This is a genomic window from Pseudomonas sp. LBUM1678 (genome assembly GCF_059695575.1).
This window is the reverse complement of record NZ_CP166775.1, coordinates 5,617,710-5,634,101: the sequence shown is the minus strand read 5'-3', so window position 1 is coordinate 5,634,101 and position 16,392 is coordinate 5,617,710. Positions and strand designations below refer to the sequence as shown.

The following is a 16,392-nucleotide window of genomic DNA, read 5'->3' as shown; positions in this document are numbered from 1 at the left end:
GAGTGTCTCTGATCGCTTCTGACCACTTCCGCATCGTTGTCGGCCTCGGCAAGAGCGGCATGTCCCTGGTTCGCTTCCTGGCGAACCGGGGCACGTCGTTTGCCGTGGCCGATACGCGGGACAATCCACCGGAACTGGCCACGCTCAAGCGTGACTATCCGCACGTGGAAGTGCGTTGTGGCGAGCTGGACGTCGAATTCCTGTGCCGTGCCGACGAGCTCTACGTGAGCCCCGGCCTGGCGCTGGCGACCCCGGCCCTGCAGGCTGCCGCCGCTCGTGGCGTGAAATTGTCCGGCGACATCGAGCTGTTCGCGCGTAACGCGAAGGCGCCGATTGTCGCCATCAGCGGTTCCAACGCGAAAAGCACCGTCACCACTCTGGTCGGCGAGATGGCTGCGGCGGCTGGCAAGCGTGTCGCGGTCGGTGGCAACCTCGGTACGCCGGCGCTGGATTTGCTCAGCGATGACGTCGAGTTGTACGTGATGGAACTGTCGAGCTTCCAGCTCGAAACCACCGATCAACTCAACGCCGAAGTGGCGACCGTACTCAACGTCAGTGAAGACCACATGGACCGTTACAGCGGTCTGCCGGCCTATCACTTGGCCAAGCACCGGATCTTCCGTGGTGCGAAGCAGTTTGTGGTCAACCGTCAGGACGCCCTGAGCCGTCCGCTGATGGGCGAGGGCCAGCCATGCTGGACCTTCGGTTTGAGCAAACCCGATTTCAAGGCCTTCGGGATCCGCGAAGAAGACGGCGAGAAATTCCTCGCCTTCGAATTCCAGAACCTGATGCCGGTGCGCGAGTTAAAAGTTCGTGGCGCCCATAACCAGTCCAACGCCCTGGCGGCATTGGCCCTGGGCCACGCCGTCGGCCTTCCGTTCGACGCGATGCTCTCGAGCCTGCGCACCTTCGCTGGCCTCGAGCATCGCTGCCAATGGGTCCGTGACCTGGATGGCGTGGGTTACTACAACGATTCCAAAGCCACCAACGTCGGCGCCGCACTGGCGGCCATCGAAGGGCTGGGCGCGGACATCGACGGCAAGGTCGTGCTGATCGCCGGTGGCGATGGCAAGGGCGCCGAGTTCAATGATCTGCGTGATCCGGTGGCGGCCAACTGCCGCGCCGTGATCCTGATGGGCCGCGACTCCGACAAGATCGGCGAAGCCATTGGCGATGCCGTGCCGCTGATCCGCGCCGCTTCGCTCATCGAAGCCGTCGAGCAGTGCCGCGCCGCTGCGCAACCGGGCGACGTCGTGCTGCTGTCGCCGGCCTGCGCCAGTTTCGACATGTTCAAGAATTACGAAGACCGTGGTCATCAGTTCGTCCGCGCCGTGGAGGAACTGGCATGAGCCTGCTCAATATCATCAAGCCTTATCCGTCGCCGATCATCACCGGGCGCGGGATCGATCTCGACTTCCCGATGCTCGCCGGTTGCCTGGCCTTGATCGGCCTCGGGCTGGTCATGATTGCATCGGCCTCGACCGAAGTGGGGGCCGTGCAGTCGGGCAGTGCCCTGTACTACATGATTCGCCACCTGATCTACATCGTGCTGGGCCTGGGCGCCTGCATCGTCACCATGATGATCCCGATCGCTACCTGGCAACGTCTGGGCTGGCTGATGCTGATTGGCGCGTTCGGTTTGCTGGTGATGGTGATCATCCCGGGGATCGGCCGTGAAGTGAACGGTTCGATGCGATGGATCGGCTTCAGTTTCTTCAACGTTCAGCCTTCCGAGATCGCCAAGGTGTTCGTGGTGATCTACCTCGCCGGTTATCTGGTGCGTCGCCAGAAAGAAGTGCGGGAAAGCTGGATGGGCTTCTTCAAGCCATTCATCGTTCTGCTGCCAATGGCCGGTCTGTTGCTGATGGAGCCGGACTTCGGCGCCACCGTTGTCATGATGGGCGCGGCGGCGGCGATGCTGTTCCTCGGCGGTGTCGGGCTGTTCCGTTTTTCCTTGATGGTGGTCCTGGCGGTCGGGGCGGTGGTGCTGTTGATTCAAGTGCAGCCGTATCGAATGGCGCGTCTGACCAACTTTGCCGATCCGTGGGCCGACCAGTTCGGTGCTGGCTATCAGTTGTCCCAGGCATTGATCGCGTTTGGTCGCGGCGAATGGCTGGGCGTTGGCCTGGGCAACAGCGTACAGAAACAGTTCTACCTGCCGGAAGCCCACACCGACTTCGTGTTCTCGGTCCTGGCCGAAGAGCTGGGTGCTGTGGGTTCCTTGTGCACGGTCGCGCTGTTCGTCTTCGTGTGTGTGCGCGGCATGTACATCGGTTATTGGGCCGAGAAGGCCAAGCAGTTCTTCGCGGCGTACATCGCGTACGGCTTGTCGTTCCTGTGGATCGGCCAGTTCCTGATCAACATCGGGGTGAACGTCGGCCTGCTGCCGACCAAAGGCCTGACCCTGCCGTTCCTCAGTTATGGCGGCAGTTCGTTGGTGATCTGCGGTGCCTGTCTCGGCTTGTTGCTGCGCATCGAGTGGGAGAGTCGAACCCACCTGGGCAGCGAAGAGATGGAGTTCCATGAGAGCGACTTCGCCGAGGAGCCGAACCATGGGCGCTAACGTCTTGATCATGGCGGGCGGCACCGGTGGCCACGTGTTCCCGGCGCTGGCCTGTGCTCGCGAATTCCAGGCCCGCGGTTACACCGTGCACTGGCTCGGAACACCGCGCGGAATCGAGAACGACCTGGTGCCGATGGCCGGAATCGAGCTGCACCGGATCAATGCCAGCGGATTGCGCGGCAAGGGCAAGTTGTCCCTGCTCAAGGCTCCGTTCATGTTGCTCAAATCCGTCTGGCAGGCGCGGACGATCATTCGCCAGCTGCGGCCGGTGTGTGTGGTCGGCTTCGGTGGTTATGTGACCGGCCCTGGCGGCGTTGCAGCCAAACTGGCCGGCGTGCCGGTGATCGTTCATGAGCAGAACGCCGTGGCCGGTACCGCCAATCGGTTGCTGGTGCCGTTGGCCGCCCGCGTCTGTGAAGCGTTCCCCGACACCTTTACCCTGTCGGACAGCCGTCGGACCACCGGTAACCCGGTGCGCACCGAGCTGTTCCTCGAAACACAGCGCCCCGCCCTGGCGGGTCGCAAGGCGCGTTTGCTGATCCTGGGCGGAAGCCTGGGCGCAGAGCCGTTGAACAAGTTGCTGCCTGAAGCCCTGTCGCAAGTCGCCCCCGACCTGCGCCCGGAAGTGTTCCATCAGGCCGGCAAAAACCACGATGAAGTGACTGCAGAGCGCTATCGCGCGGCTGGCGTCGAGGCGCAAGTGCAGCCTTTCATCAAAGACATGGCCCAAGCCTATGGCTGGGCCGACCTGGTGGTGTGCCGCGCAGGCGCATTGACCATCAGTGAACTGGCTGCCGCCGGTCTGCCCTCGATGCTGGTGCCTTTGCCCCACGCGATCGACGATCACCAGACCCGCAACGCCGATTATTTGGCCCGTGAAGGCGCTGCCTTCCTGATGCCGCAAAGAACGACTGGCGCAGCGGATCTTGCCGCACGCCTGACAGAGGTCCTGATGCAACCACAACGACTCAACGACATGGCCACCGCGGCACGCCGCCTGGCCAAACCCGATGCAACCCGTAACGTGGTCGATACCTGTCTGGAGGTGGCCCATGGTTGAGAAACAGAAAGCCATGCCGCAACCGGAAATGCGCCGTATCCGTCGCATCCACTTCGTCGGTATCGGCGGCGTGGGCATGTGCGGCATCGCCGAAGTGTTGTTGAACCTGGGCTATCAAGTATCCGGTTCCGACCTTAAAGCATCGCCGGTGACCGAGCGTCTCGAATCCTTTGGCGCGCAGATCTTTATCGGCCACCGTGCCGAGAACGCCGCTGCCGCCGATGTGCTGGTGGTGTCGAGCGCCGTGAACACGTCCAACCCGGAAGTCGCCACCGCGCTGGAACGCCGCATTCCGGTGGTGCCTCGCGCAGAAATGCTGGCCGAGCTGATGCGTTATCGCCACGGCATCGCCGTTGCCGGTACGCACGGCAAAACCACCACCACCAGCCTGATCGCTTCGGTGTTCGCGGCCGGTGGCCTGGACCCGACGTTCGTCATCGGTGGCCGACTGAATGCCGCGGGCACCAATGCCCAGCTCGGCACCAGCCGCTACCTGATTGCCGAAGCCGACGAGAGCGATGCGAGTTTCCTGCACTTGCAGCCGCTGGTGGCCGTGGTCACCAACATCGACGCCGACCACATGGCGACCTACGACGGTGACTTCAACAAACTGAAGAAAACCTTCGTCGAGTTCCTCCATAACCTGCCGTTCTACGGTCTGGCGGTAGTGTGCCTGGACGACCCGGTGGTGCGTGAAATTCTGCCGCTGGTGAAACGCCCGACAGTCACTTATGGCTTCGGCGATGACTGCGACGTGCGCGCCATCAATGTGCGCCAGCAAGGCATGCAGACTTTCTTCACCGTGCTGCGTCCTGAGCGCGAGCCGCTGGATGTCTCGGTGAACATGCCGGGCAACCACAACGTATTGAACGCGCTGGCCACCATCTGCATTGCCTCCGACGAAGGCGTCAGCGATGAAGCCATCGTCCAGGGCCTGTCTGGGTTCCAGGGTGTCGGCCGACGCTTCCAGGTCTACGGCGAACTGCCGGTAGACGGCGGCAACGTAATGCTGGTCGACGACTACGGTCACCACCCGACCGAAGTCGCGGCCGTGATCCAGGCCGTACGCGGTGGCTGGCCGGAGCGCCGTCTGGTGATGGTTTACCAGCCGCACCGTTACAGCCGCACCCGCGACCTGTACGACGATTTCGTCAATGTCCTGGCCGACGCCAACGTGCTGCTGCTGATGGAAGTCTACCCGGCCGGTGAAGAGCCGATTCCGGGCGCCGACAGCCGCAAGCTGTGCAACAGCATTCGCCAGCGCGGTCAGCTCGACCCGATCTACATCGAGCGTGGCGTCGATCTCGCGCCGCTGGTCAAACCGCTGCTGCGTGCCGGCGACATCCTGCTGTGCCAGGGCGCCGGTGATATCGGTGGTCTTGCCCCGAAACTGTTGGCCAGTCCGCTATTCGCGGGTGCTGTTGCCGCGCCGACTGTGGGGAAGTTGAAATGACTGCTGCTTACGCCAACCTCGTCTCCACGATCGCGCCAAAAGACTTCGGCCGTGTCGCCGTGCTGTTCGGCGGCAAGAGTGCCGAGCGTGAAGTGTCCCTGAAGTCGGGTAACGCTGTCCTCGACGCGCTGCTGAGCGCTGGTGTGGATGCGTTTGGCCTCGATGTGGGCGATGACCTTCTGCAGCGTTTGCTGAACGAAAAGATCGACCGCGCCTTCGTCATCCTCCACGGTCGTGGCGGTGAAGACGGCAGCATGCAGGGCCTGCTCGAATGCCTGGGCATTCCGTACACCGGCAGCGGCATTCTGGCTTCGGCACTGGCCATGGACAAGCTGCGGACCAAACAGGTCTGGCACAGCCTTGGTATTCCGACGCCACGCCACGCGGTACTGAGTTCCGAGGCCGATTGTATTTCCGCCGCGACGGAACTGGGCTTCCCTTTGATCGTCAAACCGGCCCATGAAGGTTCAAGTATCGGTATGGCCAAAGTGAGTTCCGCGTCGGAGTTGATCGACGCCTGGAAAGCGGCCAGTACCTACGATTCGCAAGTGTTGGTCGAGCAATGGATTCAAGGTCCGGAGTTCACCATCGCCACCCTGCGTGACCAGGTGTTGCCACCGATTGCCCTGGGCACCACGCACAGCTTCTACGACTACGACGCCAAGTACGTGGCTTCCGATACCCAGTACCGGATCCCGTGTGGCCTGGACAGCAACAAAGAAAAAGAACTGATGGACCTCACGGCGAAAGCCTGTGAGGCGCTGGGTATCGCCGGTTGGGGCAGGGCAGACGTGATGCAGGACGCCGACGGGCAGTTCTGGTTCCTCGAAGTCAACACCGCACCGGGCATGACCGATCACAGCCTGGTGCCGATGGCGGCCCGTGCTGCCGGTCTGGATTTCCAGCAACTGGTTCTGGCGATTCTGGCCGCAAGCATTGAGCCACGAGGTTAAGACCATGCAAGGCGCACAGCTGAGACATCAGCCCCCTCCAGTACCCGGCCGCAAGCCGGTGCCGCGGGGTGCCAGCCGAATGGTGGCTAAAGAGCCGATGTCTGCGCGCCTGCCGAAAGCCAATTTTGGCTTTCTGAAAAGTCTGTTCTGGCCGGTGCTGTTGGTTGCACTGGGGTTCGGTACCTACGAAGGCGCACAGCGTTTGCTGCCGTACGCCGACCGGCCGATCACCAAGATCAACGTGCAGGGCGACTTGAGTTACATCAGCCAGCAAGCGGTGCAGCAGCGGATCGCCCCGTACGTGGCGTCGAGCTTCTTCACCATCGACCTGGAGAGCATGCGTACCGAACTTGAAACGATGCCATGGATTGCCCACGCCGAAGTGCGCAGGGTGTGGCCGGATCAAGTGGTGATCCGTCTGGAAGAACAACTGCCGGTGGCCCGTTGGGGTGATGAAGCGCTGTTGAACAACCAGGGTCAGGCGTTTACCCCGCGTGAGCTGGCGAACTACGAACACTTGCCACAGCTGTTCGGCCCACAACGGGCTCAACAGCAAGTGATGCAGCAATACCAGGTGCTGAGCCAGATGCTCAGGCCGTTGGGCTTCTCGATTGCACGCCTGGAGTTGCGTGAACGAGGCAGCTGGTTCCTGACCACCGGCGCCGGCAGCGCTGGCCCGGGGATCGAACTGCTGCTGGGACGCGGCAAGCTGGTGGAAAAGATGCGCCGCTTCATTGCCATCTATGACAAGACGCTTAAAGAACAGATTACGAACATTGCGCGCATCGATCTGCGCTACGCCAACGGCCTCGCTGTTGGCTGGCGGGAACCTGTAGCGCCCACGACAGCCCAACCCGCTGTCGCGAAGAATTAAGAAGAGGCAGGACCCATGGCAAACGTGCAAAGCGGCAAAATGATCGTCGGTCTCGATATCGGCACCTCCAAGGTGGTGGCGCTGGTCGGCGAGGTTTCGGACGACGGCACGCTGGAAATCGTCGGGATCGGCACTCATCCGTCCCGTGGCCTGAAGAAAGGCGTGGTGGTGAACATCGAGTCCACCGTGCAATCGATCCAGCGCGCGATCGAAGAAGCGCAGCTGATGGCCGGTTGCCGGATCCACTCGGCGTTCGTCGGCGTGGCCGGCAATCACATCCGCAGCCTGAACTCCCACGGCATCGTGGCGATTCGTGATCGCGAAGTCAGCGCCGCCGACCTTGAGCGCGTTCTCGACGCCGCCCAGGCCGTGGCGATCCCGGCTGACCAGCGCGTGCTGCACACCTTGCCGCAGGATTACGTGATCGATAACCAGGAAGGCGTTCGTGAGCCGCTGGGCATGTCGGGCGTACGCCTGGAAGCCAAGGTTCACGTGGTGACCTGTGCCGTCAACGCTGCGCAGAACATTGAAAAATGTGTGCGTCGCTGCGGTCTGGAAATCGACGACATCATTCTCGAGCAACTGGCGTCCGCGTATTCGGTCCTGACCGACGACGAGAAAGAGCTGGGCGTATGCCTGGTGGACATCGGCGGCGGCACCACCGACATCGCAATCTTCACCGAAGGCGCGATCCGTCACACCGCGGTGATCCCGATTGCGGGCGATCAGGTGACCAACGACATCGCCATGGCGTTGCGCACCCCGACCCAGTACGCCGAAGAAATCAAGATTCGCTACGCCTGCGCCCTGGCCAAGCTGGCCGGTGCCGGTGAAACCATCAAGGTGCCAAGCGTTGGCGACCGTCCACCGCGCGAGCTGTCCCGCCAGGCCCTGGCTGAAGTGGTCGAGCCGCGTTACGACGAGCTGTTCACGCTGATCCAGGCCGAACTGCGTCGCAGCGGCTACGAAGACCTGATCCCGGCCGGCATCGTGCTGACCGGTGGTACTTCGAAAATGGAAGGCGCGGTCGAATTGGCCGAAGAGATCTTCCACATGCCGGTTCGCCTGGGCGTGCCCCATGGCGTCAAGGGCCTGGACGACGTGGTGCGCAACCCGATTTATTCCACCGGCGTTGGCTTGTTGATGTACGGCCTGCAGAAGCAGTCCGACGGGATTTCTTTCTCGGGCATCAGCAGCCGCGACAGCTACAGCAATGAAGAACCGAAAGCCGCCTTGCTCGATCGCATCAAGAGCTGGGTACAAGGCAACTTCTAAAGATTTACCGCAGCACCGTTGTAGATACAGGCAGTAGGCGAAAAAACTAGAGAACGTAAAGGAGAGGGAAAATGTTCGAACTCGTAGACAACATCCCCGCAAGCCCGGTAATTAAAGTTATCGGTGTTGGCGGAGGCGGCGGCAACGCTGTCAACCACATGGTCAAGAGCAACATTGAAGGCGTTGAATTCATCTGCGCCAACACTGATGCCCAGGCGCTGAAATCCATCGGCGCGCGGACCATCCTGCAACTGGGCACCGGCGTGACCAAAGGTTTGGGCGCCGGCGCCAACCCTGAAGTAGGTCGTCAGGCCGCTCTCGAAGACCGTGAGCGCATTGCCGAAGTCCTGCAGGGCACCAATATGGTGTTCATCACCACTGGCATGGGCGGTGGTACCGGTACCGGTGCTGCGCCAATCATTGCCGAAGTGGCCAAGGAAATGGGGATCCTCACCGTTGCGGTGGTGACTCGTCCGTTCCCGTTCGAAGGCCGCAAGCGCATGCAGATCGCCGACGAAGGTATCCGTCTGCTGTCTGAAAGCGTTGACTCGTTGATCACCATTCCCAACGAGAAGCTGCTGACCATCCTCGGTAAAGACGCCAGCCTGCTGTCGGCTTTCGCCAAGGCCGACGATGTACTGGCCGGTGCCGTTCGCGGTATCTCCGACATCATCAAGCGTCCAGGCATGATCAACGTCGACTTTGCCGACGTACGGACCGTGATGAGCGAAATGGGCATGGCGATGATGGGCACTGGCTGCGCCAGCGGTCCGAACCGTGCACGTGAGGCCACCGAAGCGGCCATTCGCAACCCGTTGCTCGAAGACGTGAACCTGCAAGGTGCACGCGGCATCCTGGTGAACATCACCGCCGGTCCTGACCTGTCCCTGGGTGAGTACTCCGACGTGGGTAGCATCATCGAAGCCTTCGCTTCCGAGCACGCGATGGTCAAGGTCGGTACCGTAATCGATCCGGACATGCGCGACGAGCTGCACGTGACTGTGGTTGCCACCGGTCTGGGCGCGAAAATCGAGAAGCCTGTGAAGGTCATCGACAACACCGTTCACACTTCCATGGGCTCCCAGCCGCAACAATCGGCGCCCGCTCGTCAGGAACAACCGGCGGTGAACTACCGTGACCTGGACCGTCCGACCGTCATGCGCAACCAGGCTCAGGCCGGTGCTGCGACTGCCGCGAAGATGAATCCGCAAGATGATCTGGATTACCTGGACATCCCGGCTTTCCTGCGTCGTCAGGCTGATTGATGGAATGTATCAGGGCTATGAAGGTGATTGGTGTTCAGCAAAGGTCTGGTCTGCTATTATCGCCAGCCTTTGTTGATACCAGTTCGCAATTTGCGCTGAAGCGGCCCAAGCCATGATTAAACAACGCACACTGAAAAATATTATCCGTGCCACAGGTGTAGGCCTGCACTCCGGGGAGAAGGTATACCTGACCCTCAAGCCCGCACCTATCGACACCGGCATTGTGTTTTGTCGTGCCGACCTCGACCCTGTGGTGCAAATCCCTGCCCGCGCGGAAAACGTTGGTGAAACCACGATGTCGACCACATTGGTCAGTGGTGACACCAAAGTGGATACGGTGGAGCACTTGCTCTCGGCCATGGCTGGCCTGGGCATCGATAACGCCTACGTCGAGCTCTCCGCGTCTGAAGTCCCGATCATGGATGGTAGCGCTGGACCCTTCGTATTTCTGATTCAGTCGGCTGGCCTGGAAGAACAGGACGCGCCGAAGAAGTTCATCCGGATCCTGCGGGAAGTGACAGTGGAAGACGGCGACAAGCGCGCCACTTTCGTCCCTTTCGAAGGCTTCAAGGTGAGTTTCGAGATCGATTTCGATCACCCGGTTTTCCGTAACCGCACACAAAGTGCAAGCGTGGATTTTTCCAGCACTTCGTTCGTAAAAGAAGTCAGCCGCGCCCGTACCTTTGGTTTCATGAGTGACATCGAGTACCTGCGCAAGCACAACCTCGCACTCGGCGGCAGCGTTGAAAACGCTATTGTGGTCGACGCGGATGGTGTACTGAACGAAGACGGCCTTCGCTATGAAGACGAATTCGTGAAGCACAAGATCCTCGATGCAATTGGTGACCTCTACCTGCTGGGCAATAGCCTGATTGGTGAGTTCAAGGGCTTCAAGTCCGGACATGCATTGAACAACCAGCTGCTGCGCAAGTTGATTGAGCAGACAGATGCTTGGGAAGTCGTGACTTTCGAAGACGCCAGCACTGCACCGATCTCTTACATGCGTCCCGTTGCGGCCGTGTAAGTAAAAAAACCTCTCTAGTTTTTAAAGGCTGCCTTCGGGTGGCCTTTTTTTATGTCTGCGGGAAAGAGGTGTGCTGTATGTGATGACGCCTTCGCGGGCAAGCCTCGCTCCTACAGTAGACCGAGTGCCCCTGTAGGAGCGAGGCTTGCCCGCGAAGAGGCCAGTAGTGACACCGCAGATTTCAAGCTGTGGCGACCACCCGATTCCGCCCACCTTCCTTCGCCTGATACAAAGCCTTGTCCGCCGCAAACAGCAAACTCTCCAGGCTGATATCAGTCGCTGTCGTCCACGTGCTGATCCCGATACTGACAGTCATCGGCAAAGCGGCACCCTCAACCAACGGCAACTCCTCGACAGCCTTGCGAATGTATTCAGCAATCTGCCGCGCACCCGCGCTATCGGTTTCCGCCAGGATCACCGAAAACTCCTCGCCACCGTAGCGGGCGGCCAGGTCCGCCGGTCGTCGGACATGGGCGCTGATGACGTTGGCCAACGAGCGCAGCGCTTCGTCGCCGGCCAGATGGCCATGGCGATCGTTGAACGCCTTGAAGTGATCGGCATCGATCATCAGCACCGACAACGGCATGCCGGAACGTTGGGCGCGAAACCATTCATGGCGCAGGGCCTGATCCAGCGTTCGGCGGTTGGCCAGTCCGGTCAAGGCGTCGGTGGCCGCCAGCTGCGCCAGCTCCTGCTCAGCGTGGTGGCGCAGGCGCAGTTCACGGCAGAACAGCCAGGTCAGCCAAAGCAGGCTGATGCACAGCGCAATCGTCGCAACGCTGACCACCACCGCCGTGCGCTTCCATGACGCGAACACTTCATCACTGGAGAGGGCAACGATGACGATCAACGGCAAGTTGCCCACCTTGGAGAACGTGTACAGGCGTTTGTCCTTGTAGCGACTTGAAACACCGGTGAAGCTGCCGTCGCCTTCTTTGACGATGCGCTGGAAGTTGGGGCGGGCGCTGAAGTCCTTGCCAACCAGCTCTTCGGCCAAGCGGGGTTCCTGGGCCAACAGAATACCGTCCGAGCTGATCAGGTTGACCGAGCTGTCACGACCGATACTCAGGCTGTTGAACAATTGATCGAAGTAACTCAAGCGCATGGCGGCTTCGGCCACGCCGAGGAATTCGCCCTGTGAGCCGCTGACCCGGCGACTGAAGCTGATGCGCCATTCATGTTCAGCCTGCCTGGCGCGGAAGGGACGGCTGATGAACATGCCCGGGTCGCGATTGTTCACGTGCGATTGAAAATACTCGCGGTCGGCATAATTGCCCTTCCTGGGCTCCACCGAGGCTGAGTCGGCGATCACGTCGCCCTTGTTGTCCAGCAACAAAATGTCGCCCTTGTACGGCGCGGCAGTGGCGCGGTCAAACAAGGCCAGATGGCGAATGGCGGGAGACACTTGCTTGAGGTCTTCTCGCTGCGAGGCCGCGATCAGGCCGAGCAAGGACAGGTCATAGAGTTCGACATTGCGCAGCACGTCGGCGTCGATCAATTGCACGATGTTGGACGCCGAGCGCGTGGCAGACAACTCTGCATTGACGCGCTCTCGCACCAGCAGGAACGCGACGATGCTCAGAATTGCGATCACCAGCAGCAAACTGCCGAGAACCAGAAGCTGTTCCGACCGGGTCGAACGGATCGGATCGTGAGGTTTTGTGTTGCTCACACTCATGGCTCTGGCTTCTGCTGATAAGCGTTATGAAAGTACGGTTGCAAGCATCGGACAGAAATCCCGGGAGCCGTTTGCGTTCAGGGCGCCTATATAAGGCCCTTATATACAAAAGGCCAGCAAAACGTGCTGGCCTTATGTTTCTTCAAGCTTAGAAGACATTGAGCGGGTAGTCGACGATCACCCGGTATTCATCGGTGTCTTGGTCCAGCGCGCCGTAGCCATTGCCGCCACGGTTGGTGGCCCATTGCAGGCGTACCGCCAGATCCTTGGCCTTGCCGCCCTGGACTACGTACTTGAGATCGATGTCGCGTTCCCAGTGTTTGGCGTTTTTGCCGTCGGCGCTGTACCACGAGGCGTAACCGCGGCTTTCCGGATCGACTTTGGTCAGGTCCAGCTTGCCCCGGGAGTACGACACCGCCGAGGTCAGGCCGGGCAGGCCGAGGCCAGCAAAGTCGTAGGCGTACTTGAGTTTCCACGAGCGCTCGTTCGGGCCGTTGAAGTCCGAATACTGTTGGGAGTTGTCGAGGAAGACACTGTCGCCCTGGCTGATGTAGTCGAACGGCGTGTTGCCGTTGACCCGCTGATACGCCGCGGTAACGCTGTGATTGCCCACGCTGACGGTGAAATGCAGGCTGTACGTGTTGTTGTCGATGTTGCCCAGCAGCGCATCGCCGGTGTCTTGCGTGTGATAGAAGTGCAGGCCCGGGTTGAGGCTGACCAGATCGTTCAGCGCGTAGGTGTAATCCAGGTCGTAGTAGTACTGGTTCCAGATGTCCTTGAGTTCGGAAGCGTACAGGCTGCTGGTCAGCCCCGGCAGACCGCTCCAGGCCACGCCGGCCCAGTTCAGGTGCTGACTGTCGGCACCGTCTGCCAGGCTGCCGTAGGAAGTGCCGATGCGGGTGTGACCGCTCTGGTTGTACGGCTTGGTGAAGCTTGCCTGGCCACCTTCAATCAGGAAACCGTCGAAGCTGTGGTTGGTCAGGCTGACGCCACGAAAGGTCTGCGGCAACATGCGGGTCTCGCCGCCCGCAATCACCGGGTTGGCGAGGAACAGGTCACCGGCCTTCAACTCGGTATCAAAGGCGCGCATTTTCAGGGTGCCGCCCGCCGTCGAGAAAGACCCCGGCGCTTTGCCGTTGCCATCGCTGATCGGCAGGATGCTCGAGCCGTCCGTGCCGCCACCGCCGTCGAGCTTGAGCCCGAGCATGGCGTGCGCATCAACGCCGAACCCGACGGTGCCCTGGGTGAAACCCGATTCGAAAATGCCAAGGAAACCCTGGCCCCATTCGATGTTGTCGTCCGTCTGCTGCAGACGGTTACGGTTCATATAGTAGTTGCGGGCATTAAGGTTGAGGCTCGAGCCTTCCACAAAACCTTCGTGGCTGGATTCGTCGTCGGCGTGGGCGTTGGCGGTCATCGTTGCAGCGATTGCAATGAACAACGGGGTGAAGCGGCGAGGGAAAAGCACTTGCGGTTAAGCTCCTTGGGTCAACTAAGCACTTCATAGTCCTGAAGTGCGAAATGTTTCTTGTCAGGGAAGACGAACCGGACGGCGTTTAAACCACAACGAAAAAAAGCCGCTGATAGCAGCGGCTTTGAAGACAACTTTTCAAAGGAAAGAGCCGATGAAAAGTGTCGAGGGAAACGGAGCGGATACGCGGGGTCAGCTGTCTTTCTCAACCCGTGGCTGGGTCGCAGAAGTGGACGCTTGAGGGGTTTGCGCAGCGTCCTGGGCCTTGGCGGTCATTTCGATCTGATGCTCTTCATACGCTGCGGCGCGTGCGGCATTTTGCGCGACGAAAGTCTGAGACTCTTCAGCCACGGCGAACGGAGACAGGAACAAAGAGGACAAAACGAAAGCGCTGGCAATACCCATAGTGTTGGACATCTTTAAAACCTTCTTGCTTGGCAAGTGCTGTTTGGTGCGGCAAAGATAAGGGGGATTGGAGAGGGGAAAAAGAGCGGATTCATGAAAGGACTGTTGCGCTAAAAGCAACAGTAGCCAGGGCGACGCAATACATGTAGCAGCTGCCGAGCAGCGCGAGGCTGCGTTCGGTGCGGGCCGCGGTCGGACGAAGCCGTCGTGAAATCAGGCGATGCGGTCTGTCAGATAGACCGCGTATTCGGGGTTTACGACTGCTTCGCAGCCGAACGCAGCCTCGCACTGCTCGGCAGCTGCTACAGGGACCGCGTGCAGTCCAAATGCCGGGTTGGGTCAGACGGGGAGATGGATACCGAAGGTATTCATCCCATGATCACTGCGCACAAACACATCCCCGCCATGCATCAACGCAATCGCCTTGACGATCGCCAGACCCAACCCATGGTTGTTCCCGCTGTTGCTGCGCGACGCATCCACCCGATAAAAGCGCTCGAACAACCGCGGCAAATGCTCGCTGGCAATCGGCGATCCTGGATTCGCAACCCCGATGCTCACCTGATGCTCCTCAACCTCGATCCGCACCTCGATCACTTGCCCAGGCCCGGTGTGCTGTACCGCATTGCTCAGCAAATTGATCAACGCCCGGCGCAGATGAGCGATCTCGATCCGCACCTGCGCATCACCACTGACCTGTACCTGAACCTGCGCGTCTTCAAGGATGAAATCCAGATATTCCAGGGTCGTGGCCACTTCATCGGCCAGCGAGGTGGAGGTCAGTTTGGTCGCCTTGCTGCCCTGATCCGCACTGGCAAGAAACAGCATGTCATTGATGATCGAACGCAGCCGTTCCAGCTCTTCGAGGTTCGATTGCAACACTTCGAAGTAGTGTTCCGCCGAGCGTCCACGGGTCAGCGCGACCTGGGTCTGGCCGATCAAGTTGGTCAGGGGCGAGCGCAGTTCATGGGCGACGTCGGCGTTGAACGACTCAAGGCGCGAATAGGCCTGCTCGACCCGCTCCAGTGTCGAGTTGAACGAATTGACGAACTGATTGAGCTCCGGCGGCAACGGCGACAAGCGCAAGCGCCCGGAACGCAACGGCGGTGCCAGGCGCTGGGCTTCCTGAGACAACTTGATCAAGGGTTTGAGACCGATCCGCGCCACCCAATACCCCAGCGCCGACGCCAGCAACACACCGACAATCGCCAGGCTGATCAGCGCGATCAGCAAATGATGCTGGGTCTGGAAAAACGTCTCGGTGTCGATGCCGATCATGAAGCGCAGCGGCGGTCGTTGATCCTTGGCCGGGAACTGACTCACCAGCACTTTCAGCGGATAAGGCTGGTCCGGCAACGTCATGTCGCGCATCCCCAGCGGCCCTTCGGCAAAGGCGCGGATCTGCGGTGTCAGGTTGCCGTATTCGTAGTGCGGATCGCCGCTGATGATCCAGAAACTGATGCGCTTGTCTTCTTCGCCCAGCAGCTTGAGCTTGTTGTTGATCTTCACCCAATGCTCGGGCGTGCCATAACGCCCGACCGTGGATTCGAGCACGCTGTAACGCGCGTCCAGCTCAGCCTCAGGCAACAAACCCAGGCCTTTATCGACCTGCTGGTACAAAGCCCAGCCGATCAACAGGAACACCAGCAGCGCCACCAGCGTGAACATTCCACTGAGGCGCAGGGCAATCGAGTTACTGGACACCGCGGCTCTCCAGCACATAACCCATGCCGCGAATCGTGTGCAGCAGTTTTTCGTCGAAAGGCCCGTCGAGCTTGGCCCGCAGGCGTTTGATCGCGACTTCGACGACGTTGGCGTCGCTGTCGAAATTGATGTCCCAAACCATCTCGGCGATGGCGGTTTTCGAGAGGATTTCACCTTGCCGACGGGCCAGCACGCTGAGCAGCGAGAACTCCTTGGCGGTCAGGTCCAGACGGGTACCGGCGCGGGTGGCTTTGCGGCTGATCAAATCTATCCACAGGTCGGCGATGCTCACTTGCACCGGTTCATGGCCGCCACTGCGCCGGGTCAACGCTTGCAGGCGCGCCACCAGTTCGAGGAACGAAAACGGTTTGCCAAGGTAATCGTCGGCACCATCGCGCAGGCCTTTGATGCGGTCTTCGACGCGCTCGCGGGCGGTGAGCATGATCACCGGGGTTTGCTTGCGCGCACGCAATGCGCGCAGTACGCCGAAGCCGTCGAGGCCCGGCAGCATGACGTCGAGGACGATCACCGCGTAGTCGCTTTCCAGCGCCATGTGCAGGCCTTCGACGCCGTCGCGCGCCAGGTCCACGGTGTAACCCTGTTCCGTCAGGCCGCGGTGCAGATAATCCGCGGTTTTTTCTTCGTCTTCGATAATCAGAACGCGCAT

14 protein-coding genes are annotated in these 16,392 nt (G+C 60.5%); 9 read left to right on the top strand and 5 right to left on the bottom strand.

Annotation, left to right across the window (positions count from 1 at the left end; all coding sequences use genetic code 11):
- Positions 1-2: 2 nt before the first annotated feature.
- The 9 genes from murD (at position 3) to lpxC (ending at position 10,467) form a co-directional block, all read left to right on the top strand.
- Complete coding sequence (gene murD / locus ACA070_RS25555) at positions 3-1,349, top strand: UDP-N-acetylmuramoyl-L-alanine--D-glutamate ligase (RefSeq protein WP_497448833.1); 1,347 nt, start codon at positions 3-5, stop codon at positions 1,347-1,349.
- Entirely contained in the window at positions 1,346-2,563 is a 1,218-nt protein-coding gene (ftsW, locus tag ACA070_RS25550; protein ID WP_497448832.1) for a putative lipid II flippase FtsW, read from the top strand. Before murD ends, ftsW begins: the two co-directional genes overlap by 4 nt.
- Positions 2,553-3,623: an undecaprenyldiphospho-muramoylpentapeptide beta-N-acetylglucosaminyltransferase gene (gene murG / locus ACA070_RS25545; RefSeq protein ID WP_497448831.1), complete on the top strand. Its 1,071-nt coding sequence runs from the start codon at positions 2,553-2,555 to the stop codon at positions 3,621-3,623. Before ftsW ends, murG begins: the two co-directional genes overlap by 11 nt.
- A complete protein-coding gene (gene murC / locus ACA070_RS25540; protein ID WP_497448830.1) occupies positions 3,616-5,076 on the top strand; it encodes a UDP-N-acetylmuramate--L-alanine ligase in 1,461 nt (486 codons plus the stop codon). The genes murG and murC overlap by 8 nt, the downstream gene beginning before the upstream one ends.
- Positions 5,073-6,029, top strand: coding sequence for a D-alanine--D-alanine ligase (locus ACA070_RS25535; RefSeq protein WP_497448829.1), 957 nt, complete (start codon positions 5,073-5,075; stop codon positions 6,027-6,029). Before murC ends, ACA070_RS25535 begins: the two co-directional genes overlap by 4 nt.
- Before the next feature lie 4 nt (positions 6,030-6,033).
- Positions 6,034-6,903 (top strand): cell division protein FtsQ/DivIB, encoded by an 870-nt coding sequence (locus ACA070_RS25530; RefSeq protein ID WP_497448828.1) that lies wholly within the window; start codon positions 6,034-6,036, stop codon positions 6,901-6,903.
- A 15-nt stretch (positions 6,904-6,918) separates the two neighbouring features.
- The gene (ftsA, locus tag ACA070_RS25525; RefSeq protein ID WP_046048247.1) at positions 6,919-8,178 is read left to right on the top strand and encodes a cell division protein FtsA; all 1,260 of its coding nucleotides are present in this window, start codon (positions 6,919-6,921) and stop codon (positions 8,176-8,178) included.
- A 71-nt stretch (positions 8,179-8,249) separates the two neighbouring features.
- Positions 8,250-9,443 carry a cell division protein FtsZ gene (gene ftsZ, locus ACA070_RS25520; RefSeq protein ID WP_497448827.1) on the top strand — a complete coding sequence of 398 codons (1,194 nt, stop codon included), beginning with the start codon at positions 8,250-8,252 and terminating at the stop codon, positions 9,441-9,443.
- 112 nt (positions 9,444-9,555) lie between these two features.
- Positions 9,556-10,467 carry a UDP-3-O-acyl-N-acetylglucosamine deacetylase gene (gene lpxC, locus ACA070_RS25515; protein ID WP_017340679.1) on the top strand — a complete coding sequence of 304 codons (912 nt, stop codon included), beginning with the start codon at positions 9,556-9,558 and terminating at the stop codon, positions 10,465-10,467.
- 181 nt (positions 10,468-10,648) lie between these two features.
- Here the strand turns inward: lpxC and ACA070_RS25510 are convergent, their stop codons facing one another.
- From ACA070_RS25510 to ACA070_RS25490, 5 genes are all read right to left on the bottom strand, one after another.
- Entirely contained in the window at positions 10,649-12,145 is a 1,497-nt protein-coding gene (locus tag ACA070_RS25510) for a diguanylate cyclase (RefSeq protein ID WP_497448826.1), read from the bottom strand.
- Positions 12,146-12,293: 148 nt separating this feature from the next.
- Entirely contained in the window at positions 12,294-13,562 is a 1,269-nt protein-coding gene (locus tag ACA070_RS25505; protein ID WP_497452021.1) for an OprD family porin, read from the bottom strand.
- Positions 13,563-13,808: 246 nt separating this feature from the next.
- A complete protein-coding gene (locus ACA070_RS25500; protein ID WP_497448825.1) occupies positions 13,809-14,033 on the bottom strand; it encodes a hypothetical protein in 225 nt (74 codons plus the stop codon).
- 327 nt (positions 14,034-14,360) lie between these two features.
- The gene (locus ACA070_RS25495) at positions 14,361-15,725 is read right to left on the bottom strand and encodes a heavy metal sensor histidine kinase (RefSeq protein ID WP_497448824.1); all 1,365 of its coding nucleotides are present in this window, start codon (positions 15,723-15,725) and stop codon (positions 14,361-14,363) included.
- Positions 15,715-16,392: a heavy metal response regulator transcription factor gene (locus ACA070_RS25490; protein ID WP_077044915.1), complete on the bottom strand. Its 678-nt coding sequence runs from the start codon at positions 16,390-16,392 to the stop codon at positions 15,715-15,717. The genes ACA070_RS25495 and ACA070_RS25490 overlap by 11 nt, the downstream gene beginning before the upstream one ends.

Coding starts and splice junctions, on each gene's coding strand:
- ftsW (WP_497448832.1), top strand. CDS start 1,346: ATGAGCCTGCTCAATATCATCAAGCCTTATCCGTCGCCGATCATCACC.
- murG (WP_497448831.1), top strand. CDS start 2,553: ATGGGCGCTAACGTCTTGATCATGGCGGGCGGCACCGGTGGCCACGTG.
- murC (WP_497448830.1), top strand. CDS start 3,616: ATGGTTGAGAAACAGAAAGCCATGCCGCAACCGGAAATGCGCCGTATC.
- ACA070_RS25535 (WP_497448829.1), top strand. CDS start 5,073: ATGACTGCTGCTTACGCCAACCTCGTCTCCACGATCGCGCCAAAAGAC.
- ACA070_RS25530 (WP_497448828.1), top strand. CDS start 6,034: ATGCAAGGCGCACAGCTGAGACATCAGCCCCCTCCAGTACCCGGCCGC.
- ftsA (WP_046048247.1), top strand. CDS start 6,919: ATGGCAAACGTGCAAAGCGGCAAAATGATCGTCGGTCTCGATATCGGC.
- ftsZ (WP_497448827.1), top strand. CDS start 8,250: ATGTTCGAACTCGTAGACAACATCCCCGCAAGCCCGGTAATTAAAGTT.
- lpxC (WP_017340679.1), top strand. CDS start 9,556: ATGATTAAACAACGCACACTGAAAAATATTATCCGTGCCACAGGTGTA.
- ACA070_RS25510 (WP_497448826.1), bottom strand. CDS start 12,145: ATGAGTGTGAGCAACACAAAACCTCACGATCCGATCCGTTCGACCCGG.
- ACA070_RS25505 (WP_497452021.1), bottom strand. CDS start 13,562: ATGACCGCCAACGCCCACGCCGACGACGAATCCAGCCACGAAGGTTTT.
- ACA070_RS25500 (WP_497448825.1), bottom strand. CDS start 14,033: ATGTCCAACACTATGGGTATTGCCAGCGCTTTCGTTTTGTCCTCTTTG.
- ACA070_RS25490 (WP_077044915.1), bottom strand. CDS start 16,392: ATGCGCGTTCTGATTATCGAAGACGAAGAAAAAACCGCGGATTATCTG.